At 68.9% G+C, this 17,002-nt stretch carries 18 protein-coding genes; 15 read left to right on the plus strand and 3 right to left on the minus strand.

The annotated features are described in order from the left end of the window. The first annotated feature begins 32 nt into the window (after window positions 1–32). Window positions 33–446 carry a hypothetical protein gene (locus tag C0481_RS03950; protein WP_293400901.1) on the plus strand — a complete coding sequence of 138 codons (414 nt, stop codon included), beginning with the start codon at window positions 33–35 and terminating at the stop codon, window positions 444–446. On the opposite strand, the gene C0481_RS03955 is transcribed toward C0481_RS03950, so the two are convergent. The 3 genes from C0481_RS03955 to C0481_RS03965 all read right to left on the minus strand — a co-directional run bounded on the left by C0481_RS03955 (window position 443) and on the right by C0481_RS03965 (window position 3,793). Continuing rightward, window positions 443–2,140 (minus strand): asparagine synthase C-terminal domain-containing protein, encoded by a 1,698-nt coding sequence (locus tag C0481_RS03955; protein WP_293400903.1) that lies wholly within the window; start codon window positions 2,138–2,140, stop codon window positions 443–445. The two genes, C0481_RS03950 and C0481_RS03955, sit on opposite strands and share 4 nt — an antisense overlap. Further along, a complete protein-coding gene (locus tag C0481_RS03960) occupies window positions 2,137–2,778 on the minus strand; it encodes a lasso peptide biosynthesis B2 protein (RefSeq protein ID WP_293400905.1) in 642 nt (213 codons plus the stop codon). Before C0481_RS03960 ends, C0481_RS03955 begins: the two co-directional genes overlap by 4 nt. Before the next feature lie 247 nt (window positions 2,779–3,025). Then, window positions 3,026–3,793 (minus strand): GntR family transcriptional regulator, encoded by a 768-nt coding sequence (locus C0481_RS03965; protein WP_293400907.1) that lies wholly within the window; start codon window positions 3,791–3,793, stop codon window positions 3,026–3,028. A gap of 136 nt (window positions 3,794–3,929) precedes the next feature. Here C0481_RS03965 and C0481_RS03970 point away from each other — a divergent pair, with 136 nt between their 5' ends. The 14 genes from C0481_RS03970 (at window position 3,930) to C0481_RS04035 (ending at window position 16,997) form a co-directional block, all read left to right on the plus strand. Continuing rightward, window positions 3,930–4,538, plus strand: a complete 609-nt coding sequence (locus C0481_RS03970; RefSeq protein ID WP_293400910.1) for a helix-turn-helix transcriptional regulator — start codon at window positions 3,930–3,932, stop codon at window positions 4,536–4,538. Between the two features lie 149 nt (window positions 4,539–4,687). After that, window positions 4,688–6,583: a type IV secretory system conjugative DNA transfer family protein gene (locus tag C0481_RS03975; RefSeq protein WP_293400912.1), complete on the plus strand. Its 1,896-nt coding sequence runs from the start codon at window positions 4,688–4,690 to the stop codon at window positions 6,581–6,583. Then, on the plus strand, window positions 6,570–7,007 hold the full coding sequence (locus C0481_RS03980; RefSeq protein ID WP_293400914.1) for a hypothetical protein: 438 nt from the start codon (window positions 6,570–6,572) through the stop codon (window positions 7,005–7,007). Before C0481_RS03975 ends, C0481_RS03980 begins: the two co-directional genes overlap by 14 nt. Beyond that, window positions 7,004–7,918 carry a P-type conjugative transfer ATPase TrbB gene (gene trbB, locus C0481_RS03985; protein WP_293400916.1) on the plus strand — a complete coding sequence of 305 codons (915 nt, stop codon included), beginning with the start codon at window positions 7,004–7,006 and terminating at the stop codon, window positions 7,916–7,918. Before C0481_RS03980 ends, trbB begins: the two co-directional genes overlap by 4 nt. A 449-nt stretch (window positions 7,919–8,367) precedes the next feature. Then, window positions 8,368–8,688, plus strand: coding sequence for a TrbC/VirB2 family protein (locus tag C0481_RS03990; RefSeq protein WP_293400918.1), 321 nt, complete (start codon window positions 8,368–8,370; stop codon window positions 8,686–8,688). After that, on the plus strand, window positions 8,688–8,951 hold the full coding sequence (locus C0481_RS03995) for a VirB3 family type IV secretion system protein (protein WP_293400919.1): 264 nt from the start codon (window positions 8,688–8,690) through the stop codon (window positions 8,949–8,951). The genes C0481_RS03990 and C0481_RS03995 overlap by 1 nt, the downstream gene beginning before the upstream one ends. 6 nt (window positions 8,952–8,957) lie before the next feature. Next, the gene (gene trbE / locus C0481_RS04000) at window positions 8,958–11,399 is read left to right on the plus strand and encodes a conjugal transfer protein TrbE (protein WP_293400921.1); all 2,442 of its coding nucleotides are present in this window, start codon (window positions 8,958–8,960) and stop codon (window positions 11,397–11,399) included. Between the two features lie 31 nt (window positions 11,400–11,430). Then, window positions 11,431–12,111: a conjugal transfer protein TrbJ gene (locus C0481_RS04005; RefSeq protein WP_293400923.1), complete on the plus strand. Its 681-nt coding sequence runs from the start codon at window positions 11,431–11,433 to the stop codon at window positions 12,109–12,111. Between the two features lie 15 nt (window positions 12,112–12,126). Next, the gene (gene trbL / locus C0481_RS04010; protein WP_293400925.1) at window positions 12,127–13,380 is read left to right on the plus strand and encodes a P-type conjugative transfer protein TrbL; all 1,254 of its coding nucleotides are present in this window, start codon (window positions 12,127–12,129) and stop codon (window positions 13,378–13,380) included. Window positions 13,381–13,383: 3 nt separating this feature from the next. Continuing rightward, complete coding sequence (gene trbF, locus C0481_RS04015; RefSeq protein WP_293400926.1) at window positions 13,384–14,067, plus strand: conjugal transfer protein TrbF; 684 nt, start codon at window positions 13,384–13,386, stop codon at window positions 14,065–14,067. After that, the gene (locus C0481_RS04020; protein WP_293400927.1) at window positions 14,046–14,855 is read left to right on the plus strand and encodes a TrbG/VirB9 family P-type conjugative transfer protein; all 810 of its coding nucleotides are present in this window, start codon (window positions 14,046–14,048) and stop codon (window positions 14,853–14,855) included. The genes trbF and C0481_RS04020 overlap by 22 nt, the downstream gene beginning before the upstream one ends. A gap of 14 nt (window positions 14,856–14,869) precedes the next feature. Beyond that, complete coding sequence (locus C0481_RS04025) at window positions 14,870–15,919, plus strand: TrbI/VirB10 family protein (protein WP_293400928.1); 1,050 nt, start codon at window positions 14,870–14,872, stop codon at window positions 15,917–15,919. Beyond that, window positions 15,916–16,407 carry a S26 family signal peptidase gene (locus C0481_RS04030; protein WP_293400929.1) on the plus strand — a complete coding sequence of 164 codons (492 nt, stop codon included), beginning with the start codon at window positions 15,916–15,918 and terminating at the stop codon, window positions 16,405–16,407. The genes C0481_RS04025 and C0481_RS04030 overlap by 4 nt, the downstream gene beginning before the upstream one ends. Beyond that, window positions 16,401–16,997 carry a lytic transglycosylase domain-containing protein gene (locus C0481_RS04035; protein ID WP_293400930.1) on the plus strand — a complete coding sequence of 199 codons (597 nt, stop codon included), beginning with the start codon at window positions 16,401–16,403 and terminating at the stop codon, window positions 16,995–16,997. Before C0481_RS04030 ends, C0481_RS04035 begins: the two co-directional genes overlap by 7 nt. Window positions 16,998–17,002: the final 5 nt, after the last annotated feature.

Genomic DNA, 17,002 nt, shown 5'->3' on the forward strand with positions numbered 1-17,002 from the left:
TTCGTCTTCCACCCGCCGGCGCGAGCGTCTCGATGGACATTCCCTGCGCAATTCTGGTCATGGCCTTTTGCCTTCCCGATAGTCGGTTGAAGATGGAGGTCATTGTGGACGGCGGCGGCTCAACGGCGGTCACGACGATCGACGGCGTCCGCACATCTATCGTCCTCAGCGACGCTGAAGATCCGCCACTGCCTGCGCAGTTGGAGCAGCGTATCTGCCAGGGCCGCTCCTGCGTTTCCTACACCGCCCGGTATCGGCCAGAGGCCTCGGCGGTCGACTTGTTGATCGGCTCACCAACCGGGCAAGAACGGTTCATTCAGCTCAAGGGACCGACGCGCCAGATCGCCGCCCTCTCAGAGCGCATAAGCTATGCCTATCAGGAGCGCGGCCGATGGATATTCGTGCCGCTGAGCGCCTTCACCATCGAGCAGCAGGAGCCGTTCTAGGATCGCGCGCCGATCCTTGCTTCCCAGGCCTGCACCCAAAGCTCCACCGCCGCCAGGCTGAGGATCGCGCCGAAGCCGCCGCGCCAGGCCAGGTGTTCGACGCTGAGCATTCGCGCCAGGACCTCGCGATCGAGCAGGCCCTGGCTCGCCAGACGCCCCTCTAAAATCAGCGGCGACAGCTCGCGCAGGCCCGCTGCAATGGCGCGGCCATAGTGGGCGGTGAGCCGGCCCTTGCCCTGCCGAGCGATGATGGCGGCGGGCAGCCGGCTCGCAAATGCCGCGCGCGCGAGCGCCCGGTCATGCCCGCCGGCCGTCAGATCGCCGACGCTGATGCGCAGGCACGCCTCCATGACCGGCTGGCTGAGCAGCGGGTGGCGAAGCTGCGCTGCCTCGCCGCGCCGGCTGGCGCCAATCAGCGACAGCGCGCCGGCCAGGCTCGCGGCCTGCAGCCGCTTGCCCGGCGCCAACCCGTCCAGGTCCAAAAGCCAGGGATGACTCTCCCCGCGAAGTCCTTCCGCCCAGGCCTGCCTCGTAAGATAGGCCGGCATGGGTCGGGCTGGGGCGGCTGCAAACCTCGCCTTCCAGGCCTCCCCGATGATGTTCCAGGCCGAGCAGCCCAGGCGTCGTGAGAGCACAGCCAGCATCTGCGGACCGTGGCGGGCCCCATCGGCCGCGATCAGCGCGCTGGGCGCCTGGAAGAACACATGGTCGCCGCCCTGGCCCGTGAGCAGGGTGTCTATGTGCAGGGCCTCGCAGCGGGCAGAGACATCGGCCTCGTGCTGCTGGTCCAGCGCGTTGAAGGGCGGTCTTGGGCCGCGCGCCTGCATCGCCAGTCCCACAAGATCCAGCACAGGCGCCCCGAGCGACGCCGCCGTCAGCTGAAAGCCAAGCCGTTCGGCGACCATCTGGGCGTAGGCTCGCTCATCGGCGCCAGGATCGTCCGTGTGATAGTTGAGCGCGCACGCTGGGGCCTTGCCGACGCTGCGAAGGGCGCTGGCGACAATGGCCGAGTCCAGACCGCCCGAAAGCTCGATCAAGACCCGCTCGCCGGCCATCGCTCTCACGACCTCGTCGACCAGGTCCGGCAGAGCGCACATCGCCTCGCAGGCCGGCGTCGCTTCTCGCCGGGCTGCCTTGGCGGGCGACCAGAGCAATGTCGCTTCGCCGCCAGACCAGAACTCGCCCGGCGCCAAGCCGCTGAGGCCGCTCAACGCGAGCCGCCCCGAGACGCGCACCGGATCGGCCAGAAGGCCGGCGAGCGCAGACCAGTCGATGGCGAGGTCGGCGGGTAGCCAGGGCGCGAGCCAGCCTTGCAGGTCGCCGGCGATCAGCACCGCGCCGTCGCGCCGCCAGACCACGGCGTCCAGCGCCCCGGAAGGATCGCGAAGCACCGACCATTCTCCTGAGCGGGGCTCGCAGATGAGCGCGACATAGGCGCCCCAGGCGCGGTCCAGCAGCCCGGCGGCCTGCTCGCGTGCGCTCTCGCAACCCCGCATGGTCCCGCCGAACAGCTCGCCAATCACCACGCCCCAGGGCTGGGGGATGAGCGCGGCCCTCCTGCCCTGCGCCCGGGCGACCAGGACGCCTGGCGCCGGCGCGTGCACGCTCCACTGCGGCGGGACGGCTCTGGCGAGCGCGCCGAGCCACGCTGGCTCGGGCGCTCGCGGATTGCGGCAGACGGCCAGGTAACTCATGGGGCCAGCGCCAGGATCGGCGCGAAGCCGCGCACATGCTCGACATAGTCGTCGAGCACCAGGTCGCCCGCCTGCAGCCAGCAATGAGCCTCGAAGGGGTAGGTCTGCACCCCAAACACCCATGTGGCCGAGACCCCGCGGCGGCGCAGGAAGGCCAGCAACAACCAGCTTCGATAGAGGCAGACGCCTTGCCATGGGATCCAGGGCAGCATCCTGCGAAAGACCAGGGCCAGCTCCTCGATCCTGGCCAGGTCGCCGCCCGCGCCCAGGCCATGGAGACGGGCGCTTGCGATCACCTCGCCAAACGACGCGCGCCGGTACTCCGCGTTCATCTGACCAAGCGCGCCTGCGAGCGCTGCAAGGTCGCTAAGCTGCGGCCTGGGAAGCGCCATGCCGCTGAGATCGCGCTCGCTGGCGGCGGCGGCTGGCCGGCGCCTGGCAGGCCCTTCCTCGATGGCGCCCATCTCTAGGAGCGCGCGTTCGAGCTCAGGATCGGCCAGCGCCACGCCGTCCTCGCCCGGCGTAACGGTGAGCAGCGCGCCGCAACCTGGCAGGCAGCCATATCCGCCCTGCGCCAGATTAAGCAGGACAAGGTCGCCGCCGGGAGCGGCGGCGTAGGTATGATGGGTGAAACGCATATGCCCCTCCCCGAAAGAGGGCGGGCGCCGCCCGGGATAAAGCCGCGCCCGCTTGTCGCCTTACGGATGCGGCTGGAAGTCCAGCTCATAGTCCGCGCCGATGACGCCGCGGGTCAGACGCTTGGCGTCGCCGAAGGTGATCAGAAGGTACTTTGAAGACATGACAGCCTCCTTGGCTAGGGTTCACCGCTTGTTGCGGCGCCCTCAGCAGGAACTCGCCAAGTCATTGATTCAAACTATATATCGCCTATCGCGGGAATATATCCGCAACCGGCTGCGGGAGGCTGCGCAGCACCGGGATGATCATGCCTGCGGCCGTGATCCTGCGCGCGTGGTAGGCCTCGACAGCGGCCAGCAGGTCATCGACGTCTCTTCCCGCCCTTAGGGCGTCAAGGTCATCGACCTGCGTCTCGAACGCAAAAGGCTCGGCCAGGCGCGGCGCGGCGAGCCGATCGGCGAGCAGGCGGTTGGCCCGCCCAAGCGCTGCGTTGGCGCTCCAGCCCACGATGTCCTCGAACGCCTCCTCCGCGCTCTCCCAGGCTTCCATCTTCAGAGCGCTCAAGCTCCCCGCACGCGAGCGCTCAAGACTGAAGCGAAGATAGAGCTCCTGGAGGGCGTAGAGTTCGAGGAGGTCGACGCTGTCGAGGCGCCAGGCGAAGTAGCCCTGCCCCCGGCGCTCTTCGATCAGCCCCTCCCCGGCCAGGCGCGCCAGGGCTTCGCGAATGGGCGTCGCGCTCAGTTCCAGGTCCAACGCCAGTTCTGTGATCGCCAGCCGTTCACCCAGGACATAGCGACCGGCCCGCACGCGGCGGCGGATGGCGCATACGGCTTCCGAGAAGGGATCACGCACCCGAAGCATCTCAACCCAACGCACCCCGCAACATCTCGACCCGTGGTTGTCGCGCTGACTAAGGTTGGCCGCAAGTCCGCAGGTTGCGAAATCCCGTAGACTGACGGAGCTCACCACCGGACGTGACGCGCCGGAATATACGCAGCTTTCTTTCGCATCGCTCAAACAGCGCCCGCGCAAAGGATTTCTCCGAGGACCGCTCGACAAGGCGCGCCCAATCCGACCCGTCAGGATTGCGGGGCGCGCGGCATGCGAAAACGCGCTATCGAGGGCGACATCAACATCCGGAGGTTGCGACGGCATGGCAAAGGTTCCAGGCGAACGCGCCGTCGTGGCGGCCGCGCTGGAGGAGATCCGTCGCCATCGCGGTCTGCGCCGTCGCGATGTCGCCCGCGCAATGGGCATGTCGCTGCGCACCTACGAGAACTTCGAAAGCGGACGGGGTCCGATGACCTATGAGCGGCTCGCTGGCTTCGCGGCCGCCGCCAACTGCGACCTCGCCGCCCTCCTGCTCTGCCAGCACCTCGGCGCACACATCGCCATTCGCAGCGCCGACAACAAGGCTGTGAGCATCGCGCTGGGCGCGCTTGAGGACATTGTGTTTGTGCTGGGCGAGGACCTTCAGCGACTGACCGCTGGCAGTCTCACCGGAGCCTTCGAGTTCGCCAGGGCCGCAGCCCTGGCCAGTCCCCGGGCCGCCGGGTCAGCTGCTCCCCTGCTCGCCCCGCGCCAGGTTGAGTGCCTGCGGTGGGTTCAGGCCGGCAAGAGCTCGGGCGACATCGGCGCGATACTTGGCATCTCCCCACGCACCGTCGACGACTACATCGCCGAGGCCTGCGCACGTCTTGGGGTGCGCACCAGGGTTCAGGCCATTTCCCGCGCAATCGCCTTGGGGCTGCTTTCGCCCTGAAAGCCGGGCCTCAAACGCCCGCATTTCCAAGGCAAGCGACCCCGCAAGTTTACGGGGTCGCCGCTTGCGAGCTTCGCGCCAAACATTCTCGCCATGCGTGTGCATCCGCAAGGGAGGCGAAGCGTGTCGCGATTGGTGGGAGAAGGGCGTTGAGCGGGCGGCTGCGGTTGACCTGCGCCGCCGCAGGTCTGGTGCTTGGCCTTCAGTCGGCCAGTCAGTACGTCGGCTGGGCGTTTAGCTGGTCGCCTGCGCTTGGCCCTGGCCTGGCGATGGGTTCGGGGGCGGTGCTCTATCCACCCTGGGCGGTGCTGGGCTGGAAGCATGCGCTCGCAAAGCAGCATCCTGATCAGGCTCGGACCGCCGGCTGGCTGGCCCTGCTTGGCCTGGGCGCGGGCCTGGCGGCCGCCCTGGCGGCCGATAGCGGCAAGCGCGGCCCGACGCTCGCCTGGGGCGGGCTGAGCGCTGCGCGCAAGGCCGGCCTTGCAGCCAGGGATGGCTGCGTCATCGGCGAGCTCAAGGGCAAGGTCCTGGCGACGCGCGACCTTCGCCCGACCCTGGTCACCGGCGGCACAAGATCGGGCAAGGGCCGTGGGCATGTCGTGCCCACGCTGCTGAGTTGGCGACAGAGCGTCCTGGTCCATGACCCGAAGTCCGAACTCTGGCCGATCACCAGCGGCTTTCGATCCACGTTCTCCTGGGCGCTCTGCTTTGATCCTCGCGCGGCCGCCGGCGCGCGCTGGAACCCGCTGGCCGAGATCGTCCCAGGCCGATCTGAACTGGCCCAGGTCCAGCGCCTGGCCGCCATCCTCTCCGATCCTGGCGGAACACGCGACGACGAGGCGATCTGGGACAAGGCCGCGACCGAGATCCTGGAGGCTGTGATCTTGCATGTGCTCTACGCCGCCAAGGACGGGGCCAAGACCCTGCTCACGGTGCGCGAGATGCTGGCCGACCTCGACGCCAGCGTGGACGTGATGGCGCGCACCCTGCATCGCGCAGGCCCGGACGGCGCGCCGCAATGCCATCCTTTCATCGAGATCGCCGTGCGAGGCCATGCGGCCATGCACGACCGGTTCCGCACCTCGGTGCAGGGCACGGCCCGCTCCTACCTCAAGTGGCTGGCCGGCGATGACCTGGAGCGGACGCTCAGTACATCGGACTTCAGCCTTTGCGACCTGATGAGCGCGCCAAGGCCGGTATCCCTCTACGTCCAGGTCGCGCCGGCGGACGCGGCGGCGCTGCGCCCCTTGGTGCGGCTGATTTTTCAGGCCGCCACCCAGGCGCTGACCACCGAGGAGACGCGCGATGCGCGTGGCGGAGCCAAGCGCCATCAGCTGCTGCTGGTGATGGACGAATTCCCGCTGCTGGGGCGACTGGAGTTCTTCGAAAAGAGCCTGCGGCTGATGAGCGGCTATGGGCTCAAGGCCATGCTCGTCGCCCAGAGCCTCAACGACATCGTCGAGACCTATGGGCCTCACAACACCATTCTCGACAACTGCCACGTCTTCACCGCGTTCTCCGCGCTCAATCCGATGACGCAGGAGAAGGTGAGCCGGCTGACAGGTACGCAGGAACGCGAACAGATCAGCCGCAGCTCGCCCCAGTTTCCCGACAGCGGACGCACGAGCCTGACGCGTTCGATGATCGAGCGCCCGCGCATGAGCCCTGGAGAGATCGGCGCGCTGGCGCACGATGCTCAACTGGTCTTCACGCCCGGCGGCCCGCCGATCCTGGCGCGCAAGCTGCGATACGACCGCAAGTCTCCGTTCCGCCAGCGCGCACGCGCTACGCCGCCTGATCAGGCCGCAAAGCTCGAAGCGCCGCCCCCGCGCCCTCATCCCTGGGAGGGACGGCGCGCGCTGGGGATTTCGAGCGAGCAGACCCTGCCGCTCTTTAAGGAGAACGAAGCGGCGATCGCCGAAAAACGCGCCGTGGCCAAGGCTGAGGAACACTACAGCCGCGCCGCCGCCAGGATCGCCGAGGAGATGGGCGCGCGCGACGCGGCGCTCGAGCAAATGCGGAGACGCGACGATGGCCAAGCTTGATCTTCGCGCCACGGCGCGCGTGCAGGTCTACCTGACTGATCCCAAGCTGGTGTCCGCTCTTAATCGCGAAGCCCGCCAAGGCAGGCTGCCGTTGAGCCAGGCCGCGGGCCGCGCGATCGCGCGGGGTCTGCGCAGCAGCGGACCTGGCGATCCAGACGACCGGCTGTTGCAGCTTGAGCGGTCGCTGCGCGACCACATGCGCCTGACCGGCCGCGACGTGCAGATCATCCAGGAACTGCTCATCGAGCTGGCCCGCGCCTTCTTCCTTCGGCTGCCTGATGCTGCGGTCGACGAAAACCCGATCGTTCAGGCCGCGGTGGATCATCGGATCGAGCGCCTTTTGGACGCCACGGCCGCGCGTATCGCGGCCGGCGGCCGCGGGAAAGACGCCAAACCCCCTGCTCCGGCAGTGGAGCAACCGTGACGGCGGCCCATCCGATCGTCGCAGAGCGCAAGCTGGAGGCGCTTCGCCACGCTCTTGGCGACACGATCCTGGCGGCACTTTGCGCGCCCGCAGTCGTCGAGATCCTGGTCAATCCCGACGGGCGGGTGCTGGTCGACATCGTGGGTCAAGGCCGGTCAGACACCGGCCAGATGCTGCCCGCTCCGGCGCGCGAGCGCGTCATCCGGCTGGTCGCAGACCATGTGGGCGAGCACGTCGGACCAACGGCGCCGAGACTTTCAGGCGTGTTGCCGTCTGGCGAGCGGTTCCAGGGGATGCTCCCGCCCATCACCGCCCAGCCGGCGTTCGCGATCCGAAAGCGTCCCTCGGTGATCTTCAGCCTCGAGGATTACGTGGCGCGTGGGGAGATGACCCAGGATCAGGCCACGGAGCTGCGGCGTGCGGCGGCCGACCGTCGCAACATCCTGATCAGCGGCGGAGCCGGCTCGGGCAAGACCACGCTCGCCAACGCCCTCCTGGCTGAACAGACCTTCGCCCGCGATCGCATCATCCTCATCGAGGACACCCCCGAGCTCCAGTGCTCGGCCCTCGACCTTCTACCCTTGCTGACCCGGCGTGCGCCAAACCCAGTGACGATCGGAGATCTGGTCCGCGACGCGCTGCGGCTGCGGCCCGACCGCATCATCATCGGCGAAGTCCGCGACGGCGCGGCAGCTCTCGAAGCCCTGAAGGCGTGGAACACCGGACATCCCGGCGGCCTTGCTACCCTTCACGCCAATTCCGCGCCAGAGGCCCTCACGCGTCTGGAGGACCTCCTGACCGAGGTCCTAGCCGCGCCTGCCCAGCGCCTGATCGCCCAGAGCATCAACCTCATCGTGCACATCCAGCGCACCCCCGCCGGCCGCGCCGTATCCGAAGTCCTTGGCCTCTGAGGATCGCCGCCGTCGCCCACGGACGATGTGAAAACGCTCGGATGAAGGCCTCTTATTCCGAGCGCTTGTAGCCGGCGCCGACCAGCGAAGGTCAGAACCTGAGCGACAGACCAAGGGGCATACGGGCTCCAATTCTCAGCCCCTCACCAACGCAAGAGCGTCGTCTCCATTCCTGCGCAACACCGATCGTGACCAAGCGCGTCGCGACGCCACCAACCCATTGATATCATTGAGATTTGAGGGTGACGCTGTCTGGTTCAGCCAAGTCGCGTCCAGGTTCGCATTCGACTTATCCCCGACCAGCGACGACTTGCCTGAAACCCCTCAGGAGTTTTATTCAACTCACTGATTTTATTATATTTTTCGCGTTGACTCACGCATCGAGCGCTGCTTGCCTTGAGTCGTGAACCGCTGATGTCGAGCGGCTCCGAACCTGAGGAACTTCAACCATGCGCAAACACCTTGCGCGCGGCCTTTGGGCCGCGACGGCGGCTTGCGGCCTGCTCACGGCCGCGCCCGCCCTGGCCGCCGGCTCACAGATGCCCTGGGAGGGGCCGCTGCAACAGGTCGTCGACTCGATCACCGGCCCGGTCGCGCAGGCGGCCGCGGTCGTTGCTGTCGTCATCTTCGGCGCGGGCGTGGCCATGAGCGAGAGCGGTTCGGGGCTGCGGCGCGCGATCGCCATCCTGTTTGGGATTTCGATCGCCTTCGCGGCCTCGACCTTCTTCCTCGACTTCTTCGGCTTCAGCGGCGGCGTGGAGATCGGGTGATGGAGGATCATCCTGAAGGCTTCGACCTCCCCCTCGCCCAGGCGCTCTGCGAGCCGGTGCTGCTGGCCGGCGCGCCGCGCGACTACGTGGTGCTCATGGGCACGATCGCCCTGGTGCTCGGCCTGGCTCTGCGCATCTGGTGGCTGGGGCTCCTCTGGTGGGCGCTCAGCCACGCGGCCGGCTGTTTCGCCGCCCAGCGCGACCGCCTGTTCTTCGCCGTCGCCCGCAGGCACCTGGCCCTGCCCGCGCATCTGAGCGTGTGAGGCCCCATGCGTTTTCTCGAAGAGTTTCGTCGCAGGCCCGCTTGCCTTGCCGACCACGTTCCCTGGGCCGCGCTCGTCGCCCCGGGCGTCGTGCTCAACAAGGACGGCTCGTTCACCACCGGCCTTACGTTTCGCGGCCCGGACCTGGATTCATCCACGCCCCATGAGCTGATGGCGGTGCGCGCGCGGCTCAACAATGCGCTCAAGCGGCTGGGCAGTGGCTGGTGCTTGCATGTGGAGGCCCGCCGCAGGCGGGCCGATCCCTATCCCGACGGCGCCTTTCCTTCCCCGGCGGCGCGCCTGGTCGATGAGGAGCGCCGCCACCTCTTCGACGCGGCCGACCCCGCCTTCGAGACGGACTATCGCGCAGCCCTGACCTGGCTCGCGCCAAGCGACGAGGTCCGCTGGCTCGAGCGCTGGATGTTCGAGGGGCTCGCCAAGAACGGCCGCGACTGGCGCACCAGCCTTGAGGCCTTCTCACGCGAAGCGTCCGCCATCGTTGCGTTGCTGGCGGACGCCCTGCCCCAGGCCCAGCCCCTCGATGATGAGGCGCTGCTGACCTGGCTGCATGCCTGCGTCTCCACCTCGAGCGCTGAGGTTGCGCCGCCCGAGACGCCTGTCTTCCTCGACGCGCTGCTCTGCGACCGGGACTTGAAGGGCGGTCTTGCGCCGCAACTGGGCGCGCAAGCGCTCAGGGTGATCTCAGTGCGAAGTCTTCCGCCGTCCACCCGGCCTGGACTGTTGGACGCCCTTGGAGATCTCCCCTTCGAGCTCCGCTGGTGCGCCCGCTGGATCGCCCTTTCGAAGACCGACGCCGAGCTTGAGATCGCCAAGATCCGCAAGCGCTGGTTCGCCAAGCGCAAGGGCGCGGGCGTGCTGCTGCGCGAGGCCATCACGCGGGAGGAAGTCCCGCTGCTCGACACCGACGCCGCCGCCAAAACCGGAGAGTGCGACGGCGCGCTCGAAGCCCTTGGCGGCGAAGCCTGCGCCTTCGGCTACCTGACCATGACGATCAGCCTCACCGATATCGATCCGGCGTTGGCCGGGGAAAAGGCAAGGATCGTCGAGGCGGCGCTCAACAGCCGCGGCTTCGTGGCGCGCGAAGAGGACTTCAACGCCGTCGAGGCCTGGCTGGGCTCCCTTCCGGGCGAGCCGTACGCCGACGTCCGCCGCCCGTTGATCTCGACGCTCAATCTCGCCGACCTCTTGCCGCTTTCGGCGGTTTGGGCCGGTCCGGCGTGGGACGAAGCGCTCGGCGGCCCGCCGCTCGCCATCGCGCGCACCACCGGCGCGACGCCGTTTCGGATGGCGCTGCACGTCGGCGATGTCGGCCACGCGATGGTGGTCGGGCCGACCGGCTCGGGCAAGAGCGTGCTGCTGAGCTTCCTGGCGCTGCAGTGGTCCAGATATCCGGGCGCGCGCGTGGTCTTCTTCGACAAGCAGCGCTCGGCGCGCGCCGCCACCCTGGCCGCCGGCGGGACATGGCGGGCGCTTGAACCGGGCGAGATCGCGGCGCTGCAGCCGCTGGCCCGCATAGACGATGAAGCTGAGCGCGCCTGGGCCGCCGACTGGGTCGAGGACCTCATTGCTGCGGCCGGCGTCGCAGAGACGCCCGATCGGCGCCAGGCGATCTGGAGCGCGCTCACGGCGCTTTCCCAAGCGCCGGCCGAGCAACGGACCTTGAGCGTGCTGAGCGCCCTGGTGCAGGACGCCTCGGCGGCCGCCGCGCTTGCCCCCTTCACTCTGGCGGGGCCCTACGGCGCCCTGCTCGACGGCGCCGCGCAGCTGCAGGCCCCAGGCGCCTTCGACACCTATGAGCTTGAGAGCCTCATGAGCGCCCCTCGCGCCGTCGGCCCGACCCTCACGGCGCTCTTCCACGACCTCGAGCGCGACTTCGACGGGCGCCCGACGCTGCTCATTTTGGACGAAGCCTGGCTCTTCCTCGACCAGCCGCGCTTCGCCGCCAAGATCCGCGAGTGGCTGAAGACCTTGCGCAAGCGAAGGGTCGCGGTGGTCTTCGCCACTCAGAGCCTGGACGACATCGCCCGCTCCTCGATCGCCGCCAGCCTGATCGAAAGCTGTCCGACGCAGATCTTCTTACCCAACCCTCGCGCCCTGGAGCCCGCCAGCGCCGACCACTACCGGGCTTTCGGGCTCAACGCGCGCCAGCTTGAGCTGCTGGCCTTCGCGCCGCCCAAGCGCGCCTACTATTGGCGCCAACCGCACGGGCGCCGGCTCTTCGACCTGAAGCTCACCGGCGCGGCTCTCGCGTTCTGCGGCTCTTCGAGCCCCCAGGACCAGGCGCTCATCGACGAGGTCCTGGCCCGCGCGCCTTGCGAGCGCTTCGCCCCCGAATTCCTCAAAGCCAAGGGACACCTCCATGTTGACGCCGCCTTTGATGCGTTGTCCGACGCCGCGCCCGACCTCACCCCCCCGCCCTCGCCGTGAGCTTCTGGCAAGCGCCGTGACGGCCGGCCTGTTGATCTTGATCCCCGCCCCGCAGGCGGCGGCTCAAGTGACCGTCTTCGATCCGGCCAATCACGTGGAGAATGCGCTGCAGACCGCGCGCCAGCTTCAGAGCCTCACCAATGAGGCGCAGATGCTGATCAACCAGGCCCGCGACCTCGCCGCCTCGCCCTATAGCCATCTCCTTGAAACCTCACAGACGCTCAAGGACATCGCAGCGCTCGCCGGCGAGGTGCGCGGCCTCGCCGCCGATCTTGGCCAGCTCGAGCGACAATTCGAGGAGCTCTACCCCACAGCGGTCGATGGGCTCGATCCGAGGCAGGCGCTGGAGCGCGCTGGCGCCAGGAACGCCAACGCCAGAGCGACCGCGCAGGATCTGGCGGCGACGGCCGCCGAGTTGGAGCGGCTCAGCCAGGGCCGCGGCGGCAGACTGAGCGGAGCACTGTCGGCCAGCCAGTCCGCCAGCGGGCAGACGGCGGCCATCCAGTCGAGCACCCAGGTTCTGGCGGTGCTGGCTGAGGACCTTGGCGCGATGCGCGCCGTGCTGCTGGCCCAATCAAGGCTGATGGCGCAGGACGCAGCCCAGACTGCGGCCGAGCGTGCCGGGGCCGCTGCAGCCAGGCGCCAGTACTACGGCCGCGCCCCTTCCGACATTCCGCCGCCCGCCTTCGATCCGTTCGCAAACGCCAGGTGACGAGCGATGCCAGGCATGGAAACGACCAACGACCTGATGAGCGTGTTCTCCAACGCGATCAGCGCGGGTTTCAGCGCCCTGCAAGGTCCGGTGAATGGGATCTTTGGCCTGATGATCGCCCTGGTCGTCGCCCTGACCGGCGTCCAGTGGGCGCTCTCTCCAGGCCGGGAGCTGCTCGCCGGCGCCTTCGGCAAGATCCTGCTGATCGGGGCCTTCGCCTATCTCATCAATGACTGGCAGGCGCTCACCGAAACCTTCCAGGCCGGTTTCATCGACCTTGGACTGGCCGCCGGCGGCGGGTCCATGAGCCGGGCTGAGTTTCTCAACCCCGGCGCTGTGCTTCAGGCCGGCTGGGAGATCGTGCGCGCGCTGGGCGAAACACCCGCACCGGTCGTCAATCCCATCGACATCGGCGGCAACCTCGTCGACGCCCTCATCCTGGGCCTCTCGATGATCGGGATCATGCTCGCCTTCGCGATCCTGGCGCTGCAGATCATCGTCACGCTGATCGAGTTCAAGATCGTCACGCTTGGCGGATTCATCCTCCTGCCCTTCGGCGTCTGGTCAAAGTCGGCCTTCCTCGCCGAGCGGCCGCTCGGCTACGTGGCGGCCGCCGGGCTCAAGGTCCTGGCCCTGGCGATCGTCGTCTCGCTGGCGAGCACAATCTTCGAGGATCTGCAGCCGACGGAGAATCCCGACCTCTACGAGGCCCTGGCGATCCTCTGCGCCTCGCTGCTCCTGGCCATGCTGGCGATCTTCATCCCGAGCCTGGCCGCAGCCCTGGTCACCGGCGGCCCGTCCCTCGGCGCGGGCGCTGCGGTGACCGGATCGCTCGCTGTCGCCGGCGCCGGAGCGCTCGCCACGGGCGCTGCGGTCGCAGCTGGCCGCAATCTCGTCTCAGGCCATCGCGCCGCGGCGGGAGCAACGGGCGCCGCCCGCCCCCCTGCCACGCCCACGGGCCCTGCAGGCTCGGGCCCTCCGCCAGGCCCCGGATCTGCGCCCTCGCCTGCTCCTGCGCCTGGCTCTGGGCCCACGGGATCGGCGCCAACCGGAGCCCCGCGGCCAGCGTCCGTCTTCGAACGCGAAGCACATGCCGCCCGCCGCGAGTTCGGGCAGGCGCTGCGCCGCGAAGACAAACCAGGCCCTTCGCCTTCCGCACGCAAGCAGGGCCCATTGCAGGCCTTCTTCGCAGCCAACGCCCGCTCCCTGCTGCCGGGCGCAGAGTCGAGCGGCACGATCTCCCCGCAGCTCAAGCCGAAGGAGCCGTGAGCCATGCATCCCTTCTTCAAGCCAAGGCGGACGCGCTCGTCCGCGCCGATCTCAACCCCCTTTCAGAAGGCCGGCCAGGTCTGGGACGAGCGCAGCGGCCTGGCTCTCGCTCACGCCCGCAACTGGCGGCGGCTCGCCGTCGCCAACCTCGTGTTGGCCGGTTGCCTGGGCGCTGGCTGGTGGCGGCAGGCCGACCGGGCGGTCGTACGCCCCTTCGTTGTGGAGATCTCGGAGTACGGCGCGCCGGCCAAGATCACGGCACTCCCAGACCGCTATGACCCGTCTCGAGCGCAGATTGGTCATGCCTTGGCGGGCTGGATCTCGAACGTCCGGTCCAAGCCGCTCGATCCGATCGTCATTCGCACCAACTGGCTGCGCGCCTACGACCTGGCGGGCCCCAAGGCGGCAAGCTTCCTGGGCGCCTGGGCAAGCGACCACGATCCCTTCGCCGAGGTCGGCCGCGAGGCCGTGCACGTGGAAGTCCTGAACGTCGTGGCCCGCAGCGCCAGGACCTTCGATTTGCAGTGGCGCGAGCGGCGCTACGTGAACGGCCAGCCGTCCGGCGTTGAGCGCTGGCGCGCGCTGATCACGGTCACGATCGAGCCGCCGCCCACCGAAGCCGACCTGATGAAGAACCCGCTCGGGATCAAGATCGAGGACGTGTCATGGACACCAGACGCATCGTAGCGACAGGCGCGCTCGCCGCCCTGGCGATCGCAGCGCATGGCGCGGTAGCTGCGCCCCAGGGCGCCAGCGCGGTCGCCAAAGCCAACCGAGCCGCGCTTGAACCTTCCCGGCCCGACCGCTTCACCGGCGGCGAGCAAGTGTTCTCGTATGCGCCTGGACGGCTCTACGAGATCTGGACCGCGCCGCTGCGGGTCACCACGCTCAGCCTTGGCCGCGGCGAGGACGTCGCCTCCATCGCCGCGGGCGATACGGTGCGCTGGCAGATCGCAGAGACCCGTTCAGGGTCGGGCGCGGACCAGCGGACGCACATCCTGATAAAGCCCTTCGAGCGCGGCCTGGCCACCAACCTCGTGATCGCCACCAACCGGCGCGTCTACCTCGTCATGCTGCGCTCCGGAGCCGAGGGAGACTTCAACCTCGCCGCCTCCTGGACGCCAGAGCCGCCTGCGCCCCCGCCGCCGCCTCCCGCGGCATCGCCGCCTACGCCCGCAGAACCCCAGATCCTGGCGAGCGCCTTCAAGATCACGGCCCGCGGCCCGCGCCCGCCCTGGACGCCGACGGCGGTGATGACGGACGGCGCGCGCACCTACGTCGCCCTGCCCTCGGGAGCGACGACCGGTGAGGCTCCAACCCTCTCGGTTCTGGGGCCAGACGGTGAGCCCAAGCTCGTGAACCAGCGCCAGCGCGGCTCACTCCTCATCGTCGATGGCGTCATTGATCGCGCAGAGTTGCGACTGGGCAAGCAACGCCCCGTCCAGATCGTCCGTCTGCCGGAGGCGGCCCCATGAGCAGGCCCGAGCCGATGGCCAAGGACGCAGAACTCAGCGTTCGCGCCGCCAGACCGGCCGTGGCGCGACTGAGGAAGGGCGCGGCCCTCGCCCTCGTTCTGACGGGCGCCGCGCTCGTCGCTGGCGCACTCGTCTGGTCTTTCGTACTCGCGCCTCACCTGAAGGCCAGGGCCCAAAGCGCCATAACCGAGGCCCCTCACGATGGATCAAAGCGGCAGGCCCGGCCCGCGGAGATCATTACGTCACAGCCGGCCAGCTACGACAGGCTGGCCGACCTGCCGCCCCCTCGCGCGTTGGGGAATGCTCCGGAGCCTTCTTCGGCCGAGGATGCTGCGCCACGCTCTCGACCGCCCCCTGCGCCGACGCCGGACCGCGCGCCCCAACGCTCGGAGCTGCTGTTTGCAAGGCCTTCGGCAGGCGCCATCGCCCCGCAGCAATCTGCAGCCGTCCCGCCGGCGGCGACAAACCTGCCGGCCGGTCTCGTCGCGCCGCTCTCGCCCTACGAACTGAAGGCCGGCTCGATCATTCCGGCGAGCTTGCTGAACGCAATCGACACCGCCCGGCCGGGGCCGGTGATCGCGCTCGTGAGCGCAAACGTGTTCGATACGGTCAGCGCCAAACACCTTCTTGCGCCGCAAGGGTCTCGCCTTGTCGGCCGCCAGGACGGGGCGTCTCGTTATGGCGAACGGCGCGCCTTCATCGTCTGGGAGCGGCTGATCCTGCCCAACGGCAAGAGCGTCGCGCTGATCGGCGCCGCCGGCGTCGACGCCCAAGGCGCGGCAGGCGTCGTTGGCCGCGCCGACCGCCGCCTTGGGCAAATGGGCCTGGGCGTTTTGCTCGCCGGCGCGATCACCGCTCTTGGGGAGATGGCCCGAGGCCACGATCGCGACGACGGAGGCTGGGCTACGAGCGCGGCCGACGCAGCGGCCATAGAGGCCGCCCAGGTTGGTGGACGGCTGATCGACCGCGAGATGCAGGTCACGCCCTCTATTCGGCTGGAGGCCGGCGCCCCTGTCCGCGCCTTGCTCACACATGACCTGGTGCTGGAGCCGTACGTCCCATGAGGCGCCTTCCCACACGCATCGAGGCGACCTTGATGGGCCTCTCGGCGCTCGCCCTCGCCAGCCAGAGCGGCTTCAAGCTGGCCATAGTCAATGAGAGCCCGAGCCTGCCCAAGGGCCTCTATCTGCGCCTTGCCGGGACGCCGGGCGTCGGCGACGTCGTCGCGCTTCGGCCCCCAGCGCTCGCGCGGCCCTACCTTGCGCAACTTGGAACGCCCAAGAACGTGCTGCTGCTGAAGCGCGTCGCGGCCGTCGAGGGAGACGTCGTCTGCGCGAGCGGGAGGAGAGTCTCAACGCCGCGGCGCGGCGTCCTCCTGCACGGACATGACAGCCAAGGACGTCAGCTTCCGGCCTGGCGCGGCTGCCGCTCGCTGGGGCCAGGCCAGGTTTTCCTGCTCGGCGACAGCGCCGACAGCTTCGACGCCCGCTACTTTGGCCCGGTCCACCGCGCCGAACTCAAAGGCCGTTTCCTAGGCGTGCTGACATGGTGACGAGGCTGCCCTGCCTGCTTCTGCTGTTGGCGGCCTCGCCGGCGCCAGCCGCCGACTGGAGCGGCGCGGGCGGCGCGTTGATCGTCGGTCCGGCCAACGCGCAAGTCACGCCAGACCCGCCGATCGCGCAGCCGGCCGCATTGTCCGAATTATCGAAGCAGCCCTTCGCCGAACTCGTGGATGCCGCCGCCGCCCGACATGGGCTCGATCCCAAGCTCCTGCACTCGCTGGTGCTGGTCGAGAGCGGCTACCGCGCCGACGCAGTGTCCCTCGCCGGGGCCGTCGGGCTCACCCAGTTGATGCCCGCAACGGCGCGCGAGTTAGGCGTCACGGATCGCAATGATCCGCGCGAGAATCTCCTGGGGGGAGCGGCGTACCTCTCCGCGCAGTTGGAAAGGTTTCGCGATCTTCGGCTGGCCTTGGCCGCCTACAATGCAGGTCCAGCGCGCGTAGAGGCCCTGGGCCGTGTTCCGGCGATCGAGGAGACCGAAGTCTATGTCGACCGGGTCATCAGCTGCTTCCTGGCCCTGACCGCCGGGCGGCCCGTCCGCTCGGTGCGCGCCTGCGAGCCTCAAGCCGCAAAGCCATGAGAAGG

The sequence above is a fragment of the Phenylobacterium sp. genome (assembly GCF_013822795.1).
In the GTDB taxonomy this organism is placed as follows: Bacteria; Pseudomonadota; Alphaproteobacteria; order Caulobacterales; family Caulobacteraceae; genus Phenylobacterium.